General features: G+C 63.8%; 13 protein-coding genes. 12 read left to right on the top strand and 1 reads right to left on the bottom strand.

Annotated features, from left to right (window positions below; all coding sequences use genetic code 11):
* Positions 1 to 9: 9 nt before the first annotated feature.
* Positions 10 to 1,047, bottom strand: a complete 1,038-nt coding sequence (tssA, locus tag AACY42_RS12620) for a type VI secretion system protein TssA (RefSeq protein ID WP_339479699.1) — start codon at positions 1,045 to 1,047, stop codon at positions 10 to 12.
* Positions 1,048 to 1,460: 413 nt separating this feature from the next.
* Between tssA and tagH the strand changes: the two genes are divergently transcribed.
* The 12 genes from tagH to tagQ all read left to right on the top strand — a co-directional run bounded on the left by tagH (position 1,461) and on the right by tagQ (position 18,812).
* Complete coding sequence (gene tagH / locus AACY42_RS12615; protein WP_339479697.1) at positions 1,461 to 2,957, top strand: type VI secretion system-associated FHA domain protein TagH; 1,497 nt, start codon at positions 1,461 to 1,463, stop codon at positions 2,955 to 2,957.
* A 68-nt stretch (positions 2,958 to 3,025) separates the two neighbouring features.
* Positions 3,026 to 3,532, top strand: coding sequence for a type VI secretion system lipoprotein TssJ (gene tssJ / locus AACY42_RS12610; protein ID WP_339479695.1), 507 nt, complete (start codon positions 3,026 to 3,028; stop codon positions 3,530 to 3,532).
* Positions 3,533 to 3,547: 15 nt separating this feature from the next.
* Positions 3,548 to 4,882 (top strand): type VI secretion system baseplate subunit TssK, encoded by a 1,335-nt coding sequence (gene tssK, locus AACY42_RS12605; protein ID WP_339479693.1) that lies wholly within the window; start codon positions 3,548 to 3,550, stop codon positions 4,880 to 4,882.
* Positions 4,883 to 4,888: 6 nt separating this feature from the next.
* Complete coding sequence (locus tag AACY42_RS12600; RefSeq protein ID WP_339479691.1) at positions 4,889 to 6,199, top strand: DotU family type VI secretion system protein; 1,311 nt, start codon at positions 4,889 to 4,891, stop codon at positions 6,197 to 6,199.
* Positions 6,196 to 9,696 (top strand): type VI secretion system membrane subunit TssM, encoded by a 3,501-nt coding sequence (gene tssM / locus AACY42_RS12595; RefSeq protein ID WP_339479689.1) that lies wholly within the window; start codon positions 6,196 to 6,198, stop codon positions 9,694 to 9,696. The genes AACY42_RS12600 and tssM overlap by 4 nt, the downstream gene beginning before the upstream one ends.
* Positions 9,693 to 10,346: a type VI secretion system-associated protein TagF gene (gene tagF / locus AACY42_RS12590; protein WP_339479687.1), complete on the top strand. Its 654-nt coding sequence runs from the start codon at positions 9,693 to 9,695 to the stop codon at positions 10,344 to 10,346. The genes tssM and tagF overlap by 4 nt, the downstream gene beginning before the upstream one ends.
* Positions 10,347 to 11,078: a PP2C family protein-serine/threonine phosphatase gene (locus tag AACY42_RS12585; RefSeq protein ID WP_339479685.1), complete on the top strand. Its 732-nt coding sequence runs from the start codon at positions 10,347 to 10,349 to the stop codon at positions 11,076 to 11,078.
* Positions 11,075 to 14,149: a serine/threonine-protein kinase gene (locus AACY42_RS12580; protein WP_339479684.1), complete on the top strand. Its 3,075-nt coding sequence runs from the start codon at positions 11,075 to 11,077 to the stop codon at positions 14,147 to 14,149. The genes AACY42_RS12585 and AACY42_RS12580 overlap by 4 nt, the downstream gene beginning before the upstream one ends.
* Positions 14,149 to 14,865: an ABC transporter ATP-binding protein gene (locus AACY42_RS12575; RefSeq protein WP_339479725.1), complete on the top strand. Its 717-nt coding sequence runs from the start codon at positions 14,149 to 14,151 to the stop codon at positions 14,863 to 14,865. The genes AACY42_RS12580 and AACY42_RS12575 overlap by 1 nt, the downstream gene beginning before the upstream one ends.
* A complete protein-coding gene (locus AACY42_RS12570) occupies positions 14,865 to 16,061 on the top strand; it encodes an ABC transporter permease (RefSeq protein WP_339479682.1) in 1,197 nt (398 codons plus the stop codon). The genes AACY42_RS12575 and AACY42_RS12570 overlap by 1 nt, the downstream gene beginning before the upstream one ends.
* Positions 16,054 to 17,781 (top strand): formylglycine-generating enzyme family protein, encoded by a 1,728-nt coding sequence (locus AACY42_RS12565; RefSeq protein WP_339479680.1) that lies wholly within the window; start codon positions 16,054 to 16,056, stop codon positions 17,779 to 17,781. Before AACY42_RS12570 ends, AACY42_RS12565 begins: the two co-directional genes overlap by 8 nt.
* 86 nt (positions 17,782 to 17,867) lie before the next feature.
* Entirely contained in the window at positions 17,868 to 18,812 is a 945-nt protein-coding gene (tagQ, locus tag AACY42_RS12560) for a type VI secretion system-associated lipoprotein TagQ (protein WP_339479678.1), read from the top strand.
* Positions 18,813 to 19,098: the final 286 nt, after the last annotated feature.

The raw sequence follows: 19,098 nt of genomic DNA, 5'->3' as shown, positions 1-19,098 counted from the left end.
GTTCGCTTTTTATTCGCTATCTGGGCCGCGCAGGTTTTCAAATTGACTCATGCCGTCGGGAATCAGGTTGCGCACGATGGCCGCGAAGTCGGCGTGCACCAAATTCTTGGCCCGGTTCAACAGCACCGGTAGCGGGCTGGAGGGCTCATGACGGGTGTAGTAAGCGAGAATCCGGTCCAGGCTGCGCAGCACGTCGTCGCGGTTGTTGATTTCGCCGCTGGCGGTGCTCGTGCTGGTGTTGCACGGTGCGCCTGGCGCGCTGGCATATTCTGTTGTCGCGGCACTGTCGTCGCTGGCTGGATCGGACAGGGCGCTGTCGCCGCTCTGCGGGGCGAACTGGCCGAGAATCTGCAGGGCCATCTTCAGCGGTTGCTTCAGCGGGCCAAGGTCCACGCCTTGGGCGGAACCGACCTGGTCGCTGACCTGCTGCTCGATGGCTTCGGCGGCGCTGCGGGCTTCGAGCAGAGCGGCGCGGATGATTTCCAACTGCTCCGGATCGCTGTCGAGCAGGGCCCCGGCGAGTTGCTCGGCGCCGAGGTTCTCATCCGGGAAACTTTGCAGGCCGCTGGCGTTGGCGGCGGCGCGCAGACTGACGGCACCGAAGGTCCGCGAACGGGCCAGGATGCTCTCGCGCAGCAGGCGAATGGTGACATCGGACGTCAGGCCGGCGAGGGCATTGATGCGCACGGTGGGGTCGTTGTCGTCATCGGCGTCCAGGCGCGGATGCAACTCGGCCCAGTATTGCTTGAGCAGTTCGCTGATCAGTGTCAGCACACGGGCCATGCCCGGCAGGCCTTCGAGGGCCAGGGAGCTTTGCAACAGGAAATAGGTGATGCGCAGGTCTTTGCTGCGTTGCAGCAAGTCCAGGCTCTGCTGCTGGATGCTGCGCCACTCAGGAGGTTCGGCAGGCAGGATCGAATCGCCCATGCTGCGTTCGGGCTGGCCCCGGGAATCGCGTTCCAGGCGCAAGAAATCCGCGTCATATTCCAGATCTTCACCGCACGGAGAAGTAGCGGAAACGGCAGCGAGCAACAAAGGCACATCCACTTGAATCGATCTCCCTATCACCCGCTGAAAAAAGTCGGGCAGTTCACACACAAGTTCCGGATGAAACTCACATGTTCCTTGATGGTGATGGCCCTTTAGGCTTGCGATGATCTTAAAGTGCCATCATGCATATTCAAGAAGTTGTGCATTTTTGGTGTAGTACTTATCGCTTGTCAAGGTAAGCTATTTCACCAATGTATCCCCGCTGTAACAGTTGTGATGGGCTTAACAGCCTGCCCGACCCATCGGTCGAAGCAGCAACTGATGGGGGGTTTTTGTCACGCAAGCCGGTTATGATCAGCAATCATGCTGGCAAAAAGCCGTTTCACGGTTGTTGGCACAGGTTGCCGGCGGGTAGTCAGGGCTTGAATCCTCACTCCCGCTCGCGTGCGAATATTCAGCAAGGAGGCAAGATGCCACTGTGTTTGACTATCACTAGTTATCACAAAATTACCCCAGGCCAGTGTTCCGAGAAGTCCATGGACCAGGGGGTGATGGCAATTGGCCGTAATTCCGATAATGACTGGGTATTGCCGGACCCTGAGCGCCTGGTTTCCGGCAAACATTGCGTTATCCAATACAAAGATGGGCGTTATTACTTAACCGATAACAGCACTAATGGTGTGGAATTGGTCAAGGCCGGCGTTCGCCTGCGCAAGGGCAACAGCGAACCCCTGCAAGACGGTGAAGTGATCCGCATCGGTGATTATGAAATCCAGGCGCGCGTTGATTTCAGCCTGCCGGTCACCGACAGCAACCCGTTTGCCGAATCCCCCAGCAGCTTCGAGGCCTTGATGGGGCGCCAAGGCGCCGCCGGGCATGCGTCGTCGCCGATTCAAGTGGCTGCGCCTGCGCATTTTCAGGGCGGATCGGCCATGGACACCCTGCCGGACCTGTTCGATTTCTTGGCACCGACCAGTGTCCCGCCGGCCACCCAGCCTGACCATGTTCCGGCTGAGCAGCACAACTTCCACCCGCCGACGCCGATTCCCCGGCCGAGCCCGCCGCCCGTGGCCGAGCCCGTGATGCCGCCGCCTGCCTCGGTGATTCCGGATGACTGGGACCCCTTCAGCGACAAGCCTGCGCCAGTGGCGGTTGCCCCGCTGCCCATGGCCCCGCCGCCGGTACCGCTACCGCCGGTGGTTGAGCCGGGCGCGACGCCTGTTCCGCAGGATCCGCTCGCCGACATCTTTGCTGAAATCAGTGCACCGCCGCCGGCACCCGTGCCTGAAGCGTCAGTCACCCGCGTCGACCCACCGGTCGCACCTCCAGTTGCGCCAGTTGCGCCAGTTGCTCCAGTGACCCCGACCGAGACCGCCCAACCCGATTTGCTGCAAGCGTTCCTGCGCGGTGCCGGGCTGGATCAGTTGCGCCTGGACAAGGCCCAGGCCGAAGCACAGATGGAGAGCATCGGGCGCAGTTATCGGTTGATGGTTGAAGGCCTGATCGATGTTCTGCGCGCCCGCAGCAGCCTCAAGGGTGAGTTCCGCATCCAGCAGACAATGATCCAACCGGTGGAAAACAACCCGCTGAAATTCGCCCCCAATGTCGATGAAGCCCTGCTGTTGCTGTTGCGCCACGGCAATCAGGCGTTCATGGCCCCGGACGCGGCGGTGCGTGACAGTTTCGATGACTTGCGGGCCCACCAACTGGCGGTGATGGCCGGTGTGGAAGCGGCCATCAAACATTTGCTGACGCGCTTCGAACCGGCGCAGCTGGAAGAGCGCATGGCCAAGCCCGGTGGGCTCTCGGGTATTTTCAGCGGCTCGCGCCAGGCCCAGTACTGGCAGCAGTTCACCGAGCTTTACGGCAACATTTCCCGCGAGGCTCAGGAGGATTTCCAGGACCTGTTCGGTCGCGAGTTCAGCCGCGCCTACGAGGAACACAGTACGCGACAGCGACGCCGCTAAGCGGCGTCATCCCATAACAAGATTGATCAGCACACAACGGATAGCTCAAACGTCATTGAGGACGCAGGATGATTCCCAGGTTTTTACTCGCAGTCGCCACCGTGCTTCTGCTGACGGCGTGCGCAAAGGATGTGGCCAGCCTCCAGCCCGAAGACGCTGAGGCCGACACCGCCGCCATCGAGCTGCACTTTCACGCCATTGCCGGCCTCAACCCCGGCGCCACCGGCCATCCGGCCCCGGTCCGGGTGCGCATTTTTGAACTGAAAAATGCCGCGATCTTCGGCCGTTCCGATTATTTCGCCCTGGCCGAACGGGCCGGGGCCACGCTGGGCGCCGACCTGATTGACCAGGACGAGGTGCTGGTCCGGCCCGGCCAGCAACTGAGCCTGCAACGCGACCTTGATCCGGCCACGCGGCATATCGGAATACTGGTGGGCTATCGCGAGCTGGACCAGTCGCTGTGGCGCACAGTGATGAATGTCCCGGCGCGCGAATACACCGAATACCAGATCAGCCTCGATGTGCGCGCCGTGCGCAGCGCCGTCGTCGTCCCCCCATCCAGCCCTGCCCAATAAGCAATCGGAGCCCCCATGTCCTGGAACAATCGCGTGGTCTGGTCGGAAGGCATGTTCATTGGAACGCAGCACTTCCAACAGCATGACCGTTACCTGGAAAACCTCATCGACGCACGCAGCCGCCCGTTGTCGGCCGGCGCCTGGGGGTTTTCCGAATTGCTGATCGACCAGGGCCTGCTGGCCCAGGGCAAGCTGGCGATCATCTCGGCGCGCGGCCTGTTGCCGGACGGTACGCCCTTCAACATTCCCCAGGATGACCTGGCGCCAACCCCACTGAACGTCGATGACAACCTGCGCGATGGCCTGGTGTACCTGGCCTTGCCGCTCAAGCGTGCCGGCGCCCGTGACACCGTGGACGAAGGCGAAGACCTCGGCGCTGCACGTTATGTGAGCCAGGTGTGCGAAGTGCGCGACGACAACGCACCGTTCGAAAACCGCGCACCGGTCGCCCTGGGTTCCCGGGCGCTGCGGCTGTTGACCGAACAGGATGGTATTGGCGACTACGCCGCCATTGGTGTGGTGCGCATCAAGGAAAAACGCGCCGACCGTGCGTTAGTGCTCGACGACGCCTACATCCCGCCGCTGCTGGATGTCATCGCCTCCAAGCCGCTGGCGGCGTTCCGCAGTGAGCTGCTGGGCCTGCTGCATCAACGCGGCGAAGCCCTGGCCGGGCGGGTGGTGGCGTCCGGTGCCGGCGGTGCCTCGGAAATTGCCGATTTCATGCTGTTGCAACTGGTCAACCGCGCCCAGCCGCTGATCCAGCACCTGAGCCAGTTGAGCCCGCTGCACCCCGAGCGTTTCTACAGCGAACTGGTGGGCCTGGCCGGGGAGTTTTCCACGTTCACCGCGTCCGGGCGACGACCGCAACAATACCCGTCTTACCAGCACGATGACCTGGCGCTCAGCTACGCGCCCGTGATGCAGGCCCTGCGTGAAGCCCTGTCGATGCTGATCGACAGCAAGGCGACGCCGATTCCGATTGTCGAGAAAGCCTATGGCATCCACGTGGCGATGCTGTCCGACAAGACCTTGCTCGACAGCGCCAGCTTCATTCTGGTGGTGCGCGCCGACGTGCCGGCCGAAACCCTGCGCAGTCGCTTCGGGCAGCAGAGCAAGGTCGGTTCGGTGGAGCACATCCGCGACCTGGTCAACCTGCAACTGCCGGGCATCGGCCTGCTGCCGTTGCCAGTGGCGCCTCGCCAGCTGCCGTACCACGCCGGCTCCACCTACTACGAGCTCGACCGAGGCAGCGACCACTGGCAGCAGTTGAGCAACTCCGGCGGCTTTGCATTCCATGTCGCCGGCCAGTTCCCAGGGCTGAACCTGGCCTTCTGGGCGATCCGAGGATAAACCGCGATGAGTAACGACGATCGTACCCAGTTCATGCCGACGCCCGGTGGCCGTGGTGGAGATCCTTTTCGCCCGGACGCTGGTCGGCCACAGCCGACGCCTGCGCCTGCACCGCTGTCGATGCCGGCCGCACCGGTGCTGACTGGCAAGGCCGAGGGGCTTAACCCGTTGGAACGCGCCGCCGGCCCGCTGCTGGCCCTGCTGACGCGTCTGCGCAATACCATTGCCCACCCGGCGCCGGCCAGTTTGCGCGCGCAACTGCTGGCCTACCTGCGCCAGTTCGAAGAGCGCGCCGAGGCCGCCGGCGTGGTGCGCAACGATGTGTTGCTGGCCCGCTACGCCTTGTGCACCGCGTTGGATGAAGCGGTGCTGAGCACGCCGTGGGGCGGCACCAGTGACTGGGGCAAACAAAGCCTGTTGATCACCGTGCACAACGAAGCCTGGGGCGGCGAGAAGGTGTTCCAGTTGCTGGAGCATTGCCTGCAAAGCCCGCGCGAGCGCCTGTATCTGCTGGAGCTTCTGTATCTGTGCATGTGCCTGGGTTTCGAGGGGCGCTACCGGGTGATGAACGACGGTCGCAGCCAACTGGAAGCGTTGCGTGAGCGCACCGCCGCCGTCATCCGCAGTGCGCGTGGCGACTACGAGCGCGAGCTGTCGCCGCACTGGCGCGGTGTCACCGTGGCCCGTGATCGACTGGCGCAATTCATGCCGCCGTGGATCGCCGTGGCCATCGGTGCAGCCCTGTTGCTGGCGCTGCTGTTCGGCCTGCGCATGAAGCTGGCGTCCGATGCCGAACCGGTGTTCAAGAACATTCATTTTTTGGGCGAAATACCGGTGCAGACCATCGATCGCCCTGTGTTGCAGCCGAAAGTGGTCGAGCGTCCACGGCTGGCCGGTTTCCTTGCCGATGAAATCCGAGCCAACCGGATTGCCGTGGAAGACGCCGTCGACCGTTCGGTGGTGACCATCCGTGGCGATGAACTGTTCGCCTCGGCCAGCGCCAGCATCAATGACGATTTCCAGCCGCTGATGCTGCGCATCGCCGATGCGGTGCGCAAGGTCAAGGGCCAGGTCCTGGTGACCGGGCACAGCGACAATCGCCCGATCGCCACCCTCAGGTTCCCGTCCAACTGGGCGTTGTCCGAAGCACGGGCCCAATCGGTGCTGCACATTCTTTCGGCCAAGACCGGTCAGTCCGAGCGCTTCAGCGCCGAAGGCCGCAGCGACACCGAGCCGTTGGCGTCCAACGCCACCGCAGAAGGACGTGCGCGCAATCGGCGGGTTGAAATCACAGTATTGGCGGAGGGGGTCGAGTGAAGGCGTTTTTCAGTTTTATGACCCGCTGGGTCATCCCATTGCTGGGGCTGATCGCCCTGAGCCTGATCATCTGGTTCGTTGGTCCGTTGCTCGATTGGCTGGTGCCCGAAGGCCGGCGCTGGGCCTTGATCATCCTGGTGTTCGCGGTATGGATCGCCTACCGGGTGTTTCGCATCATCCAGGCGCGCCGTCAGGCCGCCGAAGTGATGCGCAGCCTGGCCGCGCAAACCCCGCCGGACCCGACCAGCATCGCCACCGCCGAGGAGCTCGAAACCCTGCGCCAGCGCATGGACGAAGCCTTGGCGCTGCTCAAGAAAGCCAAGCTGGGCGGTGACGAGCGCCGTAACCTCTACGAGCTGCCGTGGTACGTGATCATCGGCCCACCGGGTTCGGGCAAGACCACCGCGCTGGTCAACTCCGGGCTGCATTTCCCATTGGCCGCGCAACTGGGCGCCGGTGCGGTACGTGGCGTGGGTGGCACGCGCAATTGTGATTGGTGGTTCACCGACCAGGCGGTCTTGCTCGACACCGCCGGCCGCTACACCACCCAGGACAGTGACGCGACCATCGACAAGGCGGCATGGCTGGGTTTCCTGGGCCTGTTGAAAAAACAACGGGCGCGGCGCCCGATTGACGGGGCGTTCATTGCCATCAGCCTGTCTGACCTGCTGCTGGGCAGCGACGCCGAGCGCGCCGCCCATGCCGCGGCGATTCGCTTGCGGATCCAGGAGCTGTACACCCAACTGGGCGTGCGCTTCCCGATCTACCTGATGCTGACCAAGCTCGATCTGGTGCCTGGGTTCATGGAGTATTTCGATACCCTGAGCAAGGAAGAGCGCGCCCAGGTCTGGGGCATGACCTTCGCCCTGGACGATGGCAAGAGCAACGACAGCCCGTTGGCGCATCTGCAAAGTGAATTCACCGGCCTTGAGCAGCGTCTCAACGACCGTTTGGTGGAACGCCTGCAACAAGAGCGCGACCCGGCGCGGCGCGATCTGATCTACGGTTTCGCGCAGCAGTTCGGCGCCTTGAAAGATTGCCTGCAAAGCTTCCTCGAAGGCGTGTTCAAACCCAACGCCTTTGAAGAGCGTGTGTTGCTGCGCGGGGTGTATTTCACCAGTGGCACCCAGGAAGGCAGCCCGATCGATCGCCTGATCGGCTCCATGGCCCAGAGCATGAACCTGGACCGTCAGCACCTGGCGCGCCAGACCGGCACCGGGCGCAGCTACTTCATCGAAAAACTCTTCACCGCCGTGGCCTTCGCCGAGCGCGGGCTGGTGGGCGTCGATCCGAAAGTCGAGCGACGGCGCAAGTGGATCGCTCGCGGTGTACTGGCCTCCACCGTGGTGTTGGTGCTGGTGGTCAGCTCGTTGTGGTGGGTCAGCTACCGCGCCAACCAGGCCTACATTGCCCAGGTCGACCAGAAGGTCGCGCCGTTGGGCCAGACTGTGCAGAACCTCAGCCCGGCGCAACGTGAGGTCCTTTCCGTGTTGCCGTTGCTCAACGCCGTGAAACACTTGGCTGACGACGCCCCGAGCTGGGCCGAAGGCCTGGGCTTGTACCAGGGCGACATGCTTGAAGCCGAGTCCCGCAGCGTCTACCGTAAGCTGCTGATCGCGGTGTTCGCGCCACGTCTGCTGACGCGCATCGAAGAGCAACTGCACAGCGGCGGCACTTCGGATTTCCTCTACGAAGGCTTGAAGGCTTACCTGATGCTCGCTGACTCCGAGCACTCCGATGCCGATTTCATCAAGGCCTGGATCGCCCTGGATTGGGACCGCAGCCTGCCGCGCGATTTGCCGGCCGAGCAGCGTCAGGCCCTGACCGCGCATTTGCAGGCGCTGTTCGAACGGCGTCCGCCCGTCGCGCGCCTCGACCCACGCCTGATCGAAGACCTGCGTCGCCAGTTGCAGCAGTTGCCGGTGGCCCAGCGGGTCTATGATCGGATCAAGCGCCAGAAACTGCCCGAAGGCATCCCGGACTTCCGCATCAACGAAGCCGCCGGGCGTGACGCGGCGCTGGTGTTCAGCCGCAAGAGCGGCAAACCGTTGGGCGAGCCGTTGAGTGGGTTCTTCACCGTCAAGGGCTACCGCCAGGGCTTCTTGCTCGCCAGCCTGAGCCAGACCGGCACCCTGGCTGAAGAACAATGGGTGCTGGGCCGCGAAGAGGCCGATCAGCAGAACGTCGCCAGCCTGGCCGCCGATGTGCGTCGCCTGTACTTCCAGGACTACCTGCGCCAATGGGACGCCTTGCTGGCCGACATCGACTTCGTGCCGATCACCAGCGTGGCCCAGGCCGCCGATGTGCTGCGGGTGATTTCTGGGCCGACCTCGCCGTTGAAAAAACTGCTGGTGGCGGTGGCGAAGGAAACCGACCTGCAACAGGATGAGCGCCGGTTGGCCGCCCAAGGTGCACCGGTAGAAGGCGGTGTGGACAAACTCAAGGAGCGCCTGGGCAACTTGCTCGGCCAGGAGCAGGCGACGCAAAACGTGCCGGCGGCGAGCGATGATCCGATCACCGCGCACTTTGCCGCGCTCAACAGCATCGTCAGCAAAAACGAAGGCGAGCCGGCGGCCATCGACGGCTTGCTGGCGGACATGAACGCTCTGTACGTGCAGGTCAGCGCCATGGTCGGTGCCAGCGGCGACGCCTTGCTCGGCGAAGCCAAGAACCAGGCCGCGGCCGCCGCTACGCGCGTCAGCCTCAACGCTGAACGCCAGCCACCGCTGGTGCAGGGGCTGGTCAAGTCGGTGGTCAACTCCACCACCAACAGCATGATGGGCGGGGTGCGCAACCAACTGAACGCCGCCTGGACCAGCGAAGTGGTGAACATCTATCGCCAGTCCCTGGCCGGGCGCTATCCGATGTCGCGAGGCAGTGCGCGGGACGCCACCCTGGATGACTTCGGCCAGTTCTTCGGCGTCGGCGGGGTGATGGACAACTACTTCCGCAAGTACTTGCAACCCTACGTCGACACCTCGACCCCGACCTGGCGCTGGCAGCCGGGCGCGGCGCAGAAGCTCGGCATCGCCCCTGGCGTGCTGCAGACCTTCCAGCGCGCGGCGACCATCCGCGATGCGTTCTTCCGTTCCGGCGGCACGCAGCCGATGGTGCGTTTCGAGCTCAAACCGGTGGCGATGGACTCGACCATCACCCAGTTCCTGCTTGACCTCGACGGCCAGCAACTGAGCTACGACCACGGCCCAAGCCGCCCGACCGCCATGCAATGGCCGAACCCGGGCAGCATCGGCGTGGTGCGGATCTCGATCATGCCGCCGTCGTCCAGCGGTCGCTCCGGCATCACTCTGGATGGACCGTGGGCCTGGTTCCGGCTGTTGGAGCAATCGGACCTGACCGCCGGCAACTCGCCGGACCGCTTCAACCTGCGGCTGCGGGTCGATGGCGCCAGCGCCTCTTACGAGTTGCGGGCCGGCAGCGCCTTCAACCCGTTCAAGAGCCGGGTGCTCACTGGCTTCAGCCTGCCGGAGCGGCTATGAGTACGCCGGGCTTCTATGGAAAGTTGGCCAGTCGCGGAGATTTCGTCAGCCGTGGCTTGCCCCAGAGTTTTATCGGCCCGTGGGATTCGTGGTTGGCGGCGGGTTTGCTCGCCAGCCAGACCAACCTTGGCGAGCGTTGGCTGGACGCTTATCTGGTCAGCCCGCTGTGGCGCTTCATGGTCGCGCCGGGTGTGTGTGGCCCGGACGCCGCGGTCGGGGTGGTGATGCCGAGCATCGACCGGGTCGGCCGCTATTTCCCGCTGACCGTCGCGATGCTGCTGGAGCCCGACGCGGACCCGGCGTCCGTGGTGGGCGGTGCGGACGAGTGGTTTGAGCGGGTCGAAAACCTGTTGCTAAGCACGTTGAGTGTGGAGGCCAGTTTCGAGGCGTTCAGCGCGGAGCTGGAAACCTTGGGCTGCCCGATGTTCCTGCCGCGCACGCCGAGCAGTCGCTTTGCCAGCCTGCATCGCTTCGATGCCACCGACCCGCAGCGGCGCATGAGCGCCCTCGCCGAGGCGGCCTGCGAAGGCGCGAGCCTGTGGTGGGGTCAGGGATCGGAACGCATTGCCCCGGGTTTGATGCGCTGCCAGGGACTGCCGGCGGCGGCTGATTTTGCGCAATTTTTGCTCGGCCAAGAAGGTGTTGTGTAGATGCGTCCAAGTGCCGGAAAAGCAATCAAGTCTGCAAGCAAGAGCCATGTCGGGATGGTCCGTCAGGTCAACGAAGACGCCTGCCTGGACCTGCCGGAAAACGGCCTCTGGGTCGTGGCCGATGGCATGGGCGGGCACGCGGCGGGCGACTACGTCAGCAGCCTGATCGTCGACAGCCTGCGTAGCATTGCCGTCGGGCGCTCGCTGGACGAATACGTCGCGGCGCTGCAAAGCGACCTGTTGCGGGTCAACGCCGCCGTGCGTGAAGAAACCGCCAACCGTGGCGTGACGATGATGGGCAGCACCGTGGTGGTGTTGGCCGCCCGCGACCTGCGCGGCATGTGCCTGTGGGCCGGTGACAGCCGTTTGTATCGCCTGCGCGACGGCGTGCTCGAAGGCATTTCCCGGGACCATAGCTACGTCCAGGATTTGCAGGACAGCGGCCTGCTCAGCGAAGCCGAGGCGCGGGTGCATCCGCGGGCCAACATCGTCACCCGGGCCATTGGCGTCGAGGCGCAACTGAACCTGGCGCTGACTGAGCTGCTGCTGGTGCCTGGCGACAGTTACCTGTTGTGCAGCGACGGGCTGACCAAGACCGTCGAGGACGATGAAATCCGCGAAGTGCTGAATCACGACGAGCCCGGCGAAATCGCCAGCAGCCTGGTGTCCCTGGGGCTGATGCGTGGCGCGCCGGACAACATCACCGTGGTGGTCGTGAAGGTGCCGTCATGAGCTTGACCCTGAACATTGTCATCCCCGGCTATGACATCGAAGGGCCTATCGGTGAAGGCGCGATGGCCAGCGTGTACCTGGCGACCCAGCGTTCGCTGGAACGCAAGGTGGCGTTGAAAGTGATGGCGGCAGCCCTGGCCGCCGACCCGACCTTCTGCGAGCGCTTCCTGCGAGAAGGCAAGACCCTGGCGCGTCTGTCGCACCCGCACACCGTCACCATCCATGACATCGGCAATGTCGGTGAGCTGTATTACATGGCGATGGAGTACTTGCCCAACGGTACGCTCAAGGAACGCATCGCCGCGGGCCTGACGCCGGAGCAGGGTCTGATCTACATCCGCCAGATCGCCTCGGCTCTGGGTTATGCCCACGGGTTGGGGCTGGTCCACCGTGACGTCAAACCGGCCAACATCCTGTTCCGCGCCGACGGCACGGCGGTGCTCTCGGACTTCGGCATCGCCAAGTCCCTGGACGACCGCACCCAATTCACCCAGGCCGGCTTTGCCGTCGGCACGCCCAGCTACATGAGCCCGGAACAGGCCCGAGGCCAAGACATCGACGGCCGCGCCGACCTGTATGCCCTGGGCGTGGTGCTCTACGAAATCCTTGTTGGCAAGCTGCCGTATACCGGCAACGACGCACTGTCCACGGCCCTGGCGCACCTGACCGAACCGTTGCCGGAATTGCCGGTGCACCACGGCCGTTATCAGGAGGTGTTGCGCAAGCTGCTGGCGAAGGATCCGGCGGAGCGTTTCCCGGACGCGGCGGCGTTGCTGTGGGCGTTGGATAACCTGCCAGACGAGTCGGCGGACGCGACGCTGATCCGGCCGTTGTCGCCGCTACTGCCGCAGACGCCGAAACCGGTGGATGAATTGGCGGGTTTGACGCCCATCTCCATCAACATTCCCAGCGGCCCGGCTGACTCACCCCCGCAGCCACAATCGCAGCCCAAGCCAGCGCCGCCGCCGACAAAACCGACGGCCCAACCCTCGGTGTCGGAGCAACGCAAGGGGCCGGTGTTTGCCCTGGCTGCCGTTGCGGTCGCCGTGGCGCTGGCGTTGGGTGGCGCGAGTTATTGGTGGTTGGCCGGTGATGACGGCAAAGAGGTGAAGAAGCCGGTGGCCACGACGACCTCGGTCAAGCCTTCCGAAGTGCCGCCGGTCAAGCCACCCGTTGCCCCTCCAGTTCAGCCGCCGGGGGCGACCGAGGCCGATGGCGGTCAGCGTCCGCTGTTGATGGCCGGCAAGAAAACCTTGTTCCAGCGTGTGCTCAGCAAGCCGGGGGCGAAACTCGCCGAGGCGCCGGGCGCTGCGCCGGGCAAGGCGCTGCCGGCGTTTTCCGTGTTGTACGTGTATCAGCGCAAGGACATCGACGGCGGTTCGTGGGTGCGGGTCGGCGCGGCTACGGACGGGCGCAGCGACGGTTGGTTGCCCGCCGCCCAGGTCAGCGACTGGAAGCAAAGCCTGGTGCTCAAGTTCACTGAACGTTCTGGCCGCGCGCCAGTGATGTTCCTGCGTCAGCCCGGCGACGTGGAAAAACTCTTGGCTAACCCTTCGGCGGCCAAGAACGTGTTGCTCAAGGCGCAGAAAAACCCACAAGAAGACCAGCAAGTGCTGGCCTTGGAACCGGCCGCCAGCGCCGTGCCGCAAAACCAGTTCTACCTGTTGCCGATCTTCGATTCCCGCGAGAGCCTCGATGAAAACGGCCAACTGGTGCAGTTGCTGAACGTGGCGTCCATCGACCCGGGCAACACCCCCAGGGCGACGACCAATACGCCGATCAGCACCGCCAACGCCGACGCGTTCCGCACCGCCGTGGTGCTGGTGGTGGACACCACCGTGTCGATGCAGCCCTACATCGACCAGGTGCGCGATGTGGTCCACGAGCTGCAAACCCGCATCGCCGAGCGCGGCGAGTTGGACAGCGTCAGCTTCGCCATGGTGGGTTTTCGCAGCAGCATCAAGAAAACCCCGGGCCTGGAATACGTCGCCAAGACCTTGATCACTCTGGAGCAGGGCCGCGACCCGCAACGCTTCTTGGACCTGGCGCGGCAGGTCAAGGCATCGACGGTGTCGAGCCATTCGTTCAACGAAGATGCGTTCGCCGGGGTCATGGAAGCTGTCGAAGGCATGGACTGGTCCGGTTACGGCGGACGTTTGATCCTGTTGGTCACCGACGCCGGTGCCCTGCGCAAGAACGATCCATTTGCCGCCACGCAAATGAACGAAGCCGAAGTCCGCCAGGCCGCCCTGGGCAAGCAGATCAAGATCTACGCCCTGCACTTGCTCAGCAACGCCGGCAAGAAAACCCACGCCGGCGCCCAGAGCCAATACCGCATCCTGACGGCCGACGCCAACCCGCAGATCGGTGATCTGTACATTCCGGTGCCGGGCGCTGACGTGCGCAAGTTCGGCGAGCGCGTCGATGAGATCGGTTCGGTGTTCGCCGACCTGGTCCATCAGGTGCGCAGCAACAAGGCGCAAAGCGTGCCGCTGCTCAGCGCGGCGCCGAGCCTGGCCGACAAGTCGGCCGCGGTTGGCTACGCGATGCACATGGACTTTTTGGGGCGTAAATCCGCCAGTCAGGCGCCGCAACTGGTCAGCGCCTGGACCGCCGACCGCGACCTGACCAACCCGGCGTTGCCGGCGTTCCAGGTCTGCGTGATGCTGACCAAGCTGCAACTCAACGACCTGCAACAGTCGCTCAAGTTGATCGTCGACGCGGCCCGCAAGACCCAGAGTTCGCCCAAGGATTTCTTCCAGGAAATCGCCAGCGCCAGTGCCTACATGAGCCGCGACCCGGCGGCCCTGCGCAAGGGCGGCAACCTGGCCGACGGCGGGATTCTCGGCGAGTACCTCCAAGGGCTGCCGTACCGCAGCAAGTCGTTGAACATGACCCAGGACTTGTGGCTGTCCTTGAGCGTGGCCGAGCAGGAAGACTTCATCGACGAGCTGGATTCGAAAATCCGTCTCTACGAAACCTTCCACAACGACCTCGCCAACTGGGTGCGCTTCGGCGATGCCGAGCCGGGTGATGCCTTGTACCGCGTTCCGTTGTCGACGCTGCCGTGATGCTGACCCTGAACGCCGTGCACAAAAGCCGGGGCACCGGCAGCCAGCGCTACAGCCTGGTGATTCCACGGCTGCACTTACGGGGTGGTGAACAACTGGCGGTGGTCGGTCCCAGCGGCTGTGGCAAGAGCACACTGCTGGACTTGCTGGCGCTGGTATTGGCGCCGGATCAGGCCGGGCAGTTCGACTTCACACCTGCCAACACGCCGTTGGACATCGCCAAACTGTGGCGTGCGTCTCAACAGGGTACCTTGGCCGAGTTGCGCAGCCGTTACCTGGGTTATGTTCTGCAAACCGGCGGCCTGTTGGGCTTCCTGGATGTGCGCGGCAACATCGCGTTGTCGCGCAAATTGCTGGGTTTGAAGGATGACGCAAGCGTGACGCGCCTGGCGGGGCAGTTGGACATTGCCGATCAACTGGACAAGAAGCCGGCGGATTTGTCCGTCGGCCAGCGTCAGCGGGTCAGCTGTGCCCGGGCCTTGGCCCATGGGCCCCGTCTGCTGCTGGCCGATGAACCGACCGCCGCCCTCGACCCGCTAAACGCCGAGCGTGTCATGCAGTTGCTGGTGACCCAGGCGCGCGAGCACGGCGTGTGCTGTGTGGTCGCGACCCACGACGAAGCGCTGGCCCGCGCCAGCGGTTTGCAGGTGCGGCGCATCAGTTGCCGTCGCGATGTCGACGGCGGTGTCACCGCCACCCTTGGGGAGGCTTGCTGATGCGCGGCGCGCTGGTGGCTTCCCTGGCCTGGCAGGATTACCGCAACGATGCGTGGCTGTCGGCCTGCTCGGTGTTGGCTTTGGTGGCCGTGGTGGCACCGCTGCTGGTGCTGTTCGGCCTGAAGTTCGGCCTGGTCAGTAGCCTCACTGAACGCTTGCAGAACGACCCGGCCACCCGGGAGATCATTCCCTTGGGCGGCGGTCGGTTCAGTGCCGAGTTCGTCGAACAATTGAGCCTGCGCAGCGGCGTGGCCTTTGCTTTGCCGCGCACCCGGCAAATCGCCGCCACGGCGGATTTGAGCAGCGATGCTTCGACCGTCACGGTCGAGATGATCCCCACCGCGGCCAACGATCCCTTGTTCGATCATTTGCCGGTGCCCCAAGGCTTGGATCAAGTGGTGCTCAGCCAGACCGCCGCTGAAAAGCTCGGCGCCAAGGCCGGCGATTGGTTGCAGGCCAGTTTCGGCCGGCAGGTGGCCGGTCGCAGCGAGGCGCAGCGCACGCGCGTGCAGGTGCTGCACGTGCTGCCATTGGAAGCCTTCGCCCGGGACGGCCTGTTTGCGCCGCTGGCGTTGCTGGAGGCGGCTGAGGATTACCGTGACGGCCGTGCCGTGCCCGCGTTCGGCTGGCCGGGGGAGGCGGTGGGTGTGAGCGGGCAGCGGGTCTACCCGGCGTTTCGTTTGTATGCTCGCAGCCTCGGCGATGTCGAGCCGCTGCGGCAGTATTTCGTCGGGCAAAACCTGCTGGTATCGACCCAGGCCCAGACCATCGCCCAAGTGCAATCGCTGAGTCGCAATCTGTCGATCGTGTTCTGGATCATCGCCGGGTTGGCGTTGGCCGGGGCGTTCGCGGCGATCTTTGCCGGTGCCTTGGCGGCGGTCGAGCGTAAGCGCCGGGAGCTGTCGGTGTTGCGCCTGCTGGGGGTTTCTACCGCGGCGCTGTTGTTGTTCGTGGTGTTGCAGGCGCTCTACAGCGCCACGTTTGCGGCCCTGCTGAGTGCTGGCCTGTATGGCTTGGCGCAGTCGGGCCTGAATTATTTATTTGCGCAGATGCCTGGCGAATACGCCAGTCATCTGCTGGTGCGTCATTACGCGTTGGCCCTGGTGGCTGTGCTCGGCGTCAGTGCCGTGGCGGCAGCTTGTGGTGGCTGGCGTGTGGCGCGCATCCAAGCGTGTGAAGGAATTCGCGATGTATAAGTTATTGGGCGCCGCCGTGGCGCTGAGCCTGGCCGGTCTGGTCTGGGCCGATGAAGGCACGGACAAGCTGGACAACCCCAAGCCGTTGCCCGACGACGTCAGCCTGCCGCTGCCGTGTGATGGCCACATGGTGTTCCGCTACGTCTACATCCTCGCCCAGGGCACCCTGGATGACCGCGAGGTCAGCCTCGGTTACCCGTTCAGTGAAGGCGAGGCGGGCTATAAACAGTCGTTCATTTCCGGCTACCGGCGCGACTTCATCAACGGCCAGTTCACCCTCAAGGACTTGCCCAAGGATTGGAACAAGACCATCACGCCGTTGATGCCCAAGACCAATGCCAAGACGCCGCTCAAGCCGATGCTGTACTTCATTGGCAAGTACGAGGTCACGGCCCGGCAATACGCTCAGGTCATGGCCCAGGCGCAATCGCTTGCCAGCGGCGAAGCGGCGCCGGCCTGCGAAACCTTGCAAGCCGATTTGCCCCAGGGCGTGGTCGGGCGTTTGCCCAAGGTGAAACTGTCGAAGTTCGAGGCCGAGCGCTTCTCGGCGGTGTACAGCGCCTGGCTGATGAAATACCACAAGGACTTGCTGCCGGTGAGCGGTCGCGGCACTTCCGCCGAAGACGGCGGGCTGGGTTTCGTGCGCTTGCCGACGGAAGTCGAATGGGAATTCGCCGCCCGAGGCGGGCAGGCCGTGAGCCGTCAGGACTTGGAAGGGCGGCTGTTCCCAAGGCGCCTGGAAGGCAGTGAAAGCGACGGGCCGCTGGCCGATTGGGCGGTGTTCAACCAAGTCGCCGGCGGCACTGGCCAGGCGGCGCGGTTGATGCCCATCGGCACCAAGCTGCCGAACCCCATTGGCCTGTTCGACGTGGTCGGCAACGCCGCCGAGATGGTCCAGGAATCCTTCCAGTTGGTGCACGCTGGTCGCCGCCAGGGCGCCTATGGTGGCTTCGTGGTCAAGGGCGGCAACTACCTGGAAGGCGAGGGCACACTGTTCACCGGCATGCGCCGCGAATACCCGCTGTTCGCCGCCGACGGCACCGAGCAAAGCAACGAAGCCACCGGTTTTCGCGTGGCCATTGGTGCGTTGTTGGCGCCGCGTTCGCGCTACAAGGAATTGTTTGTCCAGTGGCAGAAAGAAGGTCGGCTCGCGTCGCTGACCGATGCGATCGACGAAGCCGAAGACCCGACCAAGCGCCTGGACAGCATCATCGCCGCCAGCATCGACCCGCGCCTGCAAGCCGAGCTGGGGCTGGTCAACGAAGAGCTCAAGCGTAACGTCTCGCTCATCGCCCAGCAGCGTGAGGAAGCGGCGGGCAACCTGATCCAGTCGTCGGCCCTGGTGGCTGAGACGATCAACAACTACAACATTCGCCTGACCAATCTGCAGAACAGTCGGCAAGCCGCCCTGGATGCCAAGGACGCGGCCAGCGCCCAGCTGTTCGCCACGGCCATCAACAACGGTCGCAGTGCGCTCGATGGCGCGGTGGCGATTTATATCGACAACTTGGCGACCGGCACGCGCTACACCGATGCCGTGATCCAGGCGCAGTTCCAGCGCATCAAGGAAGAGCTTGAGCGCAAACCGGTACTGGGCAAGAGCCTGGTGGCGCGTGCAACGTTATTCGTTCGTCATGTCGGGGGCTATCGTCAGCAAAAACGAGCCGACCCGGCGGCGATATTGAAGGAGCTGCTCGCATCGAACGCTCAGCGGTCTTGAGCGTTCGTTGTCAGCGAGCTTGGAAGGGGCCCAGGCGGCGATAGCGCCGCGCTGAGCTGGTCAACACTTAAAACGAGAACACAACTATGCTTTTCTCCCGTAAACCTTTTGCTTCGGTTTCCAAGCGTCACCTGCTGATGGTCGCTGTCGGCTTCAGCACCGTACTGACTGGTTGCGCCACGTCGCCGACCTCCAAGGTCGCCTCGAGCACCAAGGTCGAGTACTACCCGAACTGCTACGAGCCGGTGCAGCATCTGCGCGCCACCGAAGGCGACATGACCAAGTCCGTGGTCACCGGCGCGGCCGTCGGTGCCGTCGGCGGTGCACTGCTGGGCGCCCTGACCGCCGATAAGGAAGACCGTGGCCGCAACGCCGCCATTGGTGCCGCGGGCGGCGCCCTGGCCGGTGGTGCCGCCGGTTACTACACCGAGCGTCAGAAGCAGATCGCCGATGACAATCAGCGCATCGCGTCCTACGCCACCGACGTCAACAAAAGCGTCTCCGACATCGATCGCAGCACCGCCTACGCCAAGACCTCGCAGCAGTGCTACCAGAACGCGTTCAGCAAACTGGTTGCCGACCGTAAGGCCAAGACCGTCAACGACACTGAAGGCCGCAAGCGCCTGGCAGAAATCGTCTCCGGCCTGAAAGAGTCGAACGACCTGATTGTCGTGGTCAATGGCAAAGCGTCCGAGGACCTGAACAACTACACCCAGGCTTACGAGAAAGATCTGCAGCAAGTGGGTGTGCAGCGTAATGACGTGGTGATCGTGGCCACCGCCGATACCAAGCCGGTTGTGGCGCCGTCCAAGACCAAGACCAAGACTAAGAAAGCCACGAAGCCGGCGAAAAAACCGGTGCTGCCAACCGTGCCGAAAGAAGCGGTGACCACCGAGAAAACCCTGCAGACCGCCAAGGCCAAGCAGGATGAAAGCAGGCAGGTTGCCAGCGCCGGCACCAGCCAGGTCAACAGCATGTGCAAAAACCCGGACCTGGGCGACTGGGCACCGGTGCCTTGCCCGAATGTTTGATTGAGCGATGTTGTTGATCATTCCCTTGCACCCGCTTGGGAATGATCAACAATAAAACGGTGGAAAAGCTTGCTCGTGACAGCGTTGGTTCAGGCATCGATGTTGACTGCAACCCCACGATGGTGCGCGGGCAAGTCCGCAATGTAGTGCAAAGCTTCTTGGCGATTTGGCCGTTGCTGGTCGCGTGTATGTCGAAGGATTTTTCGGCTTGCATAAACCCTGCAGACAATCGCCATGACGCGGGTTCAACGTCCTTCTTGTAGCCCACAAAGTCCTTTGGCTACCC

The organism is Pseudomonas sp. RL_5y_Pfl2_73, from assembly GCF_963970515.1.
In the GTDB taxonomy this organism is placed as follows: domain Bacteria; phylum Pseudomonadota; class Gammaproteobacteria; order Pseudomonadales; family Pseudomonadaceae; genus Aquipseudomonas.
This window is presented reverse-complemented; position numbering and strand designations above follow the sequence as displayed.

Excerpts from the sequence above, each read along its gene's own strand:
- tagH (WP_339479697.1), top strand. The coding sequence starts at position 1,461 with ATGCCACTGTGTTTGACTATCACTAGTTATCACAAAATTACCCCAGGC.
- tssJ (WP_339479695.1), top strand. The coding sequence starts at position 3,026 with ATGATTCCCAGGTTTTTACTCGCAGTCGCCACCGTGCTTCTGCTGACG.
- tssK (WP_339479693.1), top strand. The coding sequence starts at position 3,548 with ATGTCCTGGAACAATCGCGTGGTCTGGTCGGAAGGCATGTTCATTGGA.
- AACY42_RS12600 (WP_339479691.1), top strand. The coding sequence starts at position 4,889 with ATGAGTAACGACGATCGTACCCAGTTCATGCCGACGCCCGGTGGCCGT.
- tagF (WP_339479687.1), top strand. The coding sequence starts at position 9,693 with ATGAGTACGCCGGGCTTCTATGGAAAGTTGGCCAGTCGCGGAGATTTC.
- AACY42_RS12585 (WP_339479685.1), top strand. The coding sequence starts at position 10,347 with ATGCGTCCAAGTGCCGGAAAAGCAATCAAGTCTGCAAGCAAGAGCCAT.
- AACY42_RS12580 (WP_339479684.1), top strand. The coding sequence starts at position 11,075 with ATGAGCTTGACCCTGAACATTGTCATCCCCGGCTATGACATCGAAGGG.
- AACY42_RS12575 (WP_339479725.1), top strand. The coding sequence starts at position 14,149 with ATGCTGACCCTGAACGCCGTGCACAAAAGCCGGGGCACCGGCAGCCAG.
- AACY42_RS12570 (WP_339479682.1), top strand. The coding sequence starts at position 14,865 with ATGCGCGGCGCGCTGGTGGCTTCCCTGGCCTGGCAGGATTACCGCAAC.
- AACY42_RS12565 (WP_339479680.1), top strand. The coding sequence starts at position 16,054 with ATGTATAAGTTATTGGGCGCCGCCGTGGCGCTGAGCCTGGCCGGTCTG.
- tagQ (WP_339479678.1), top strand. The coding sequence starts at position 17,868 with ATGCTTTTCTCCCGTAAACCTTTTGCTTCGGTTTCCAAGCGTCACCTG.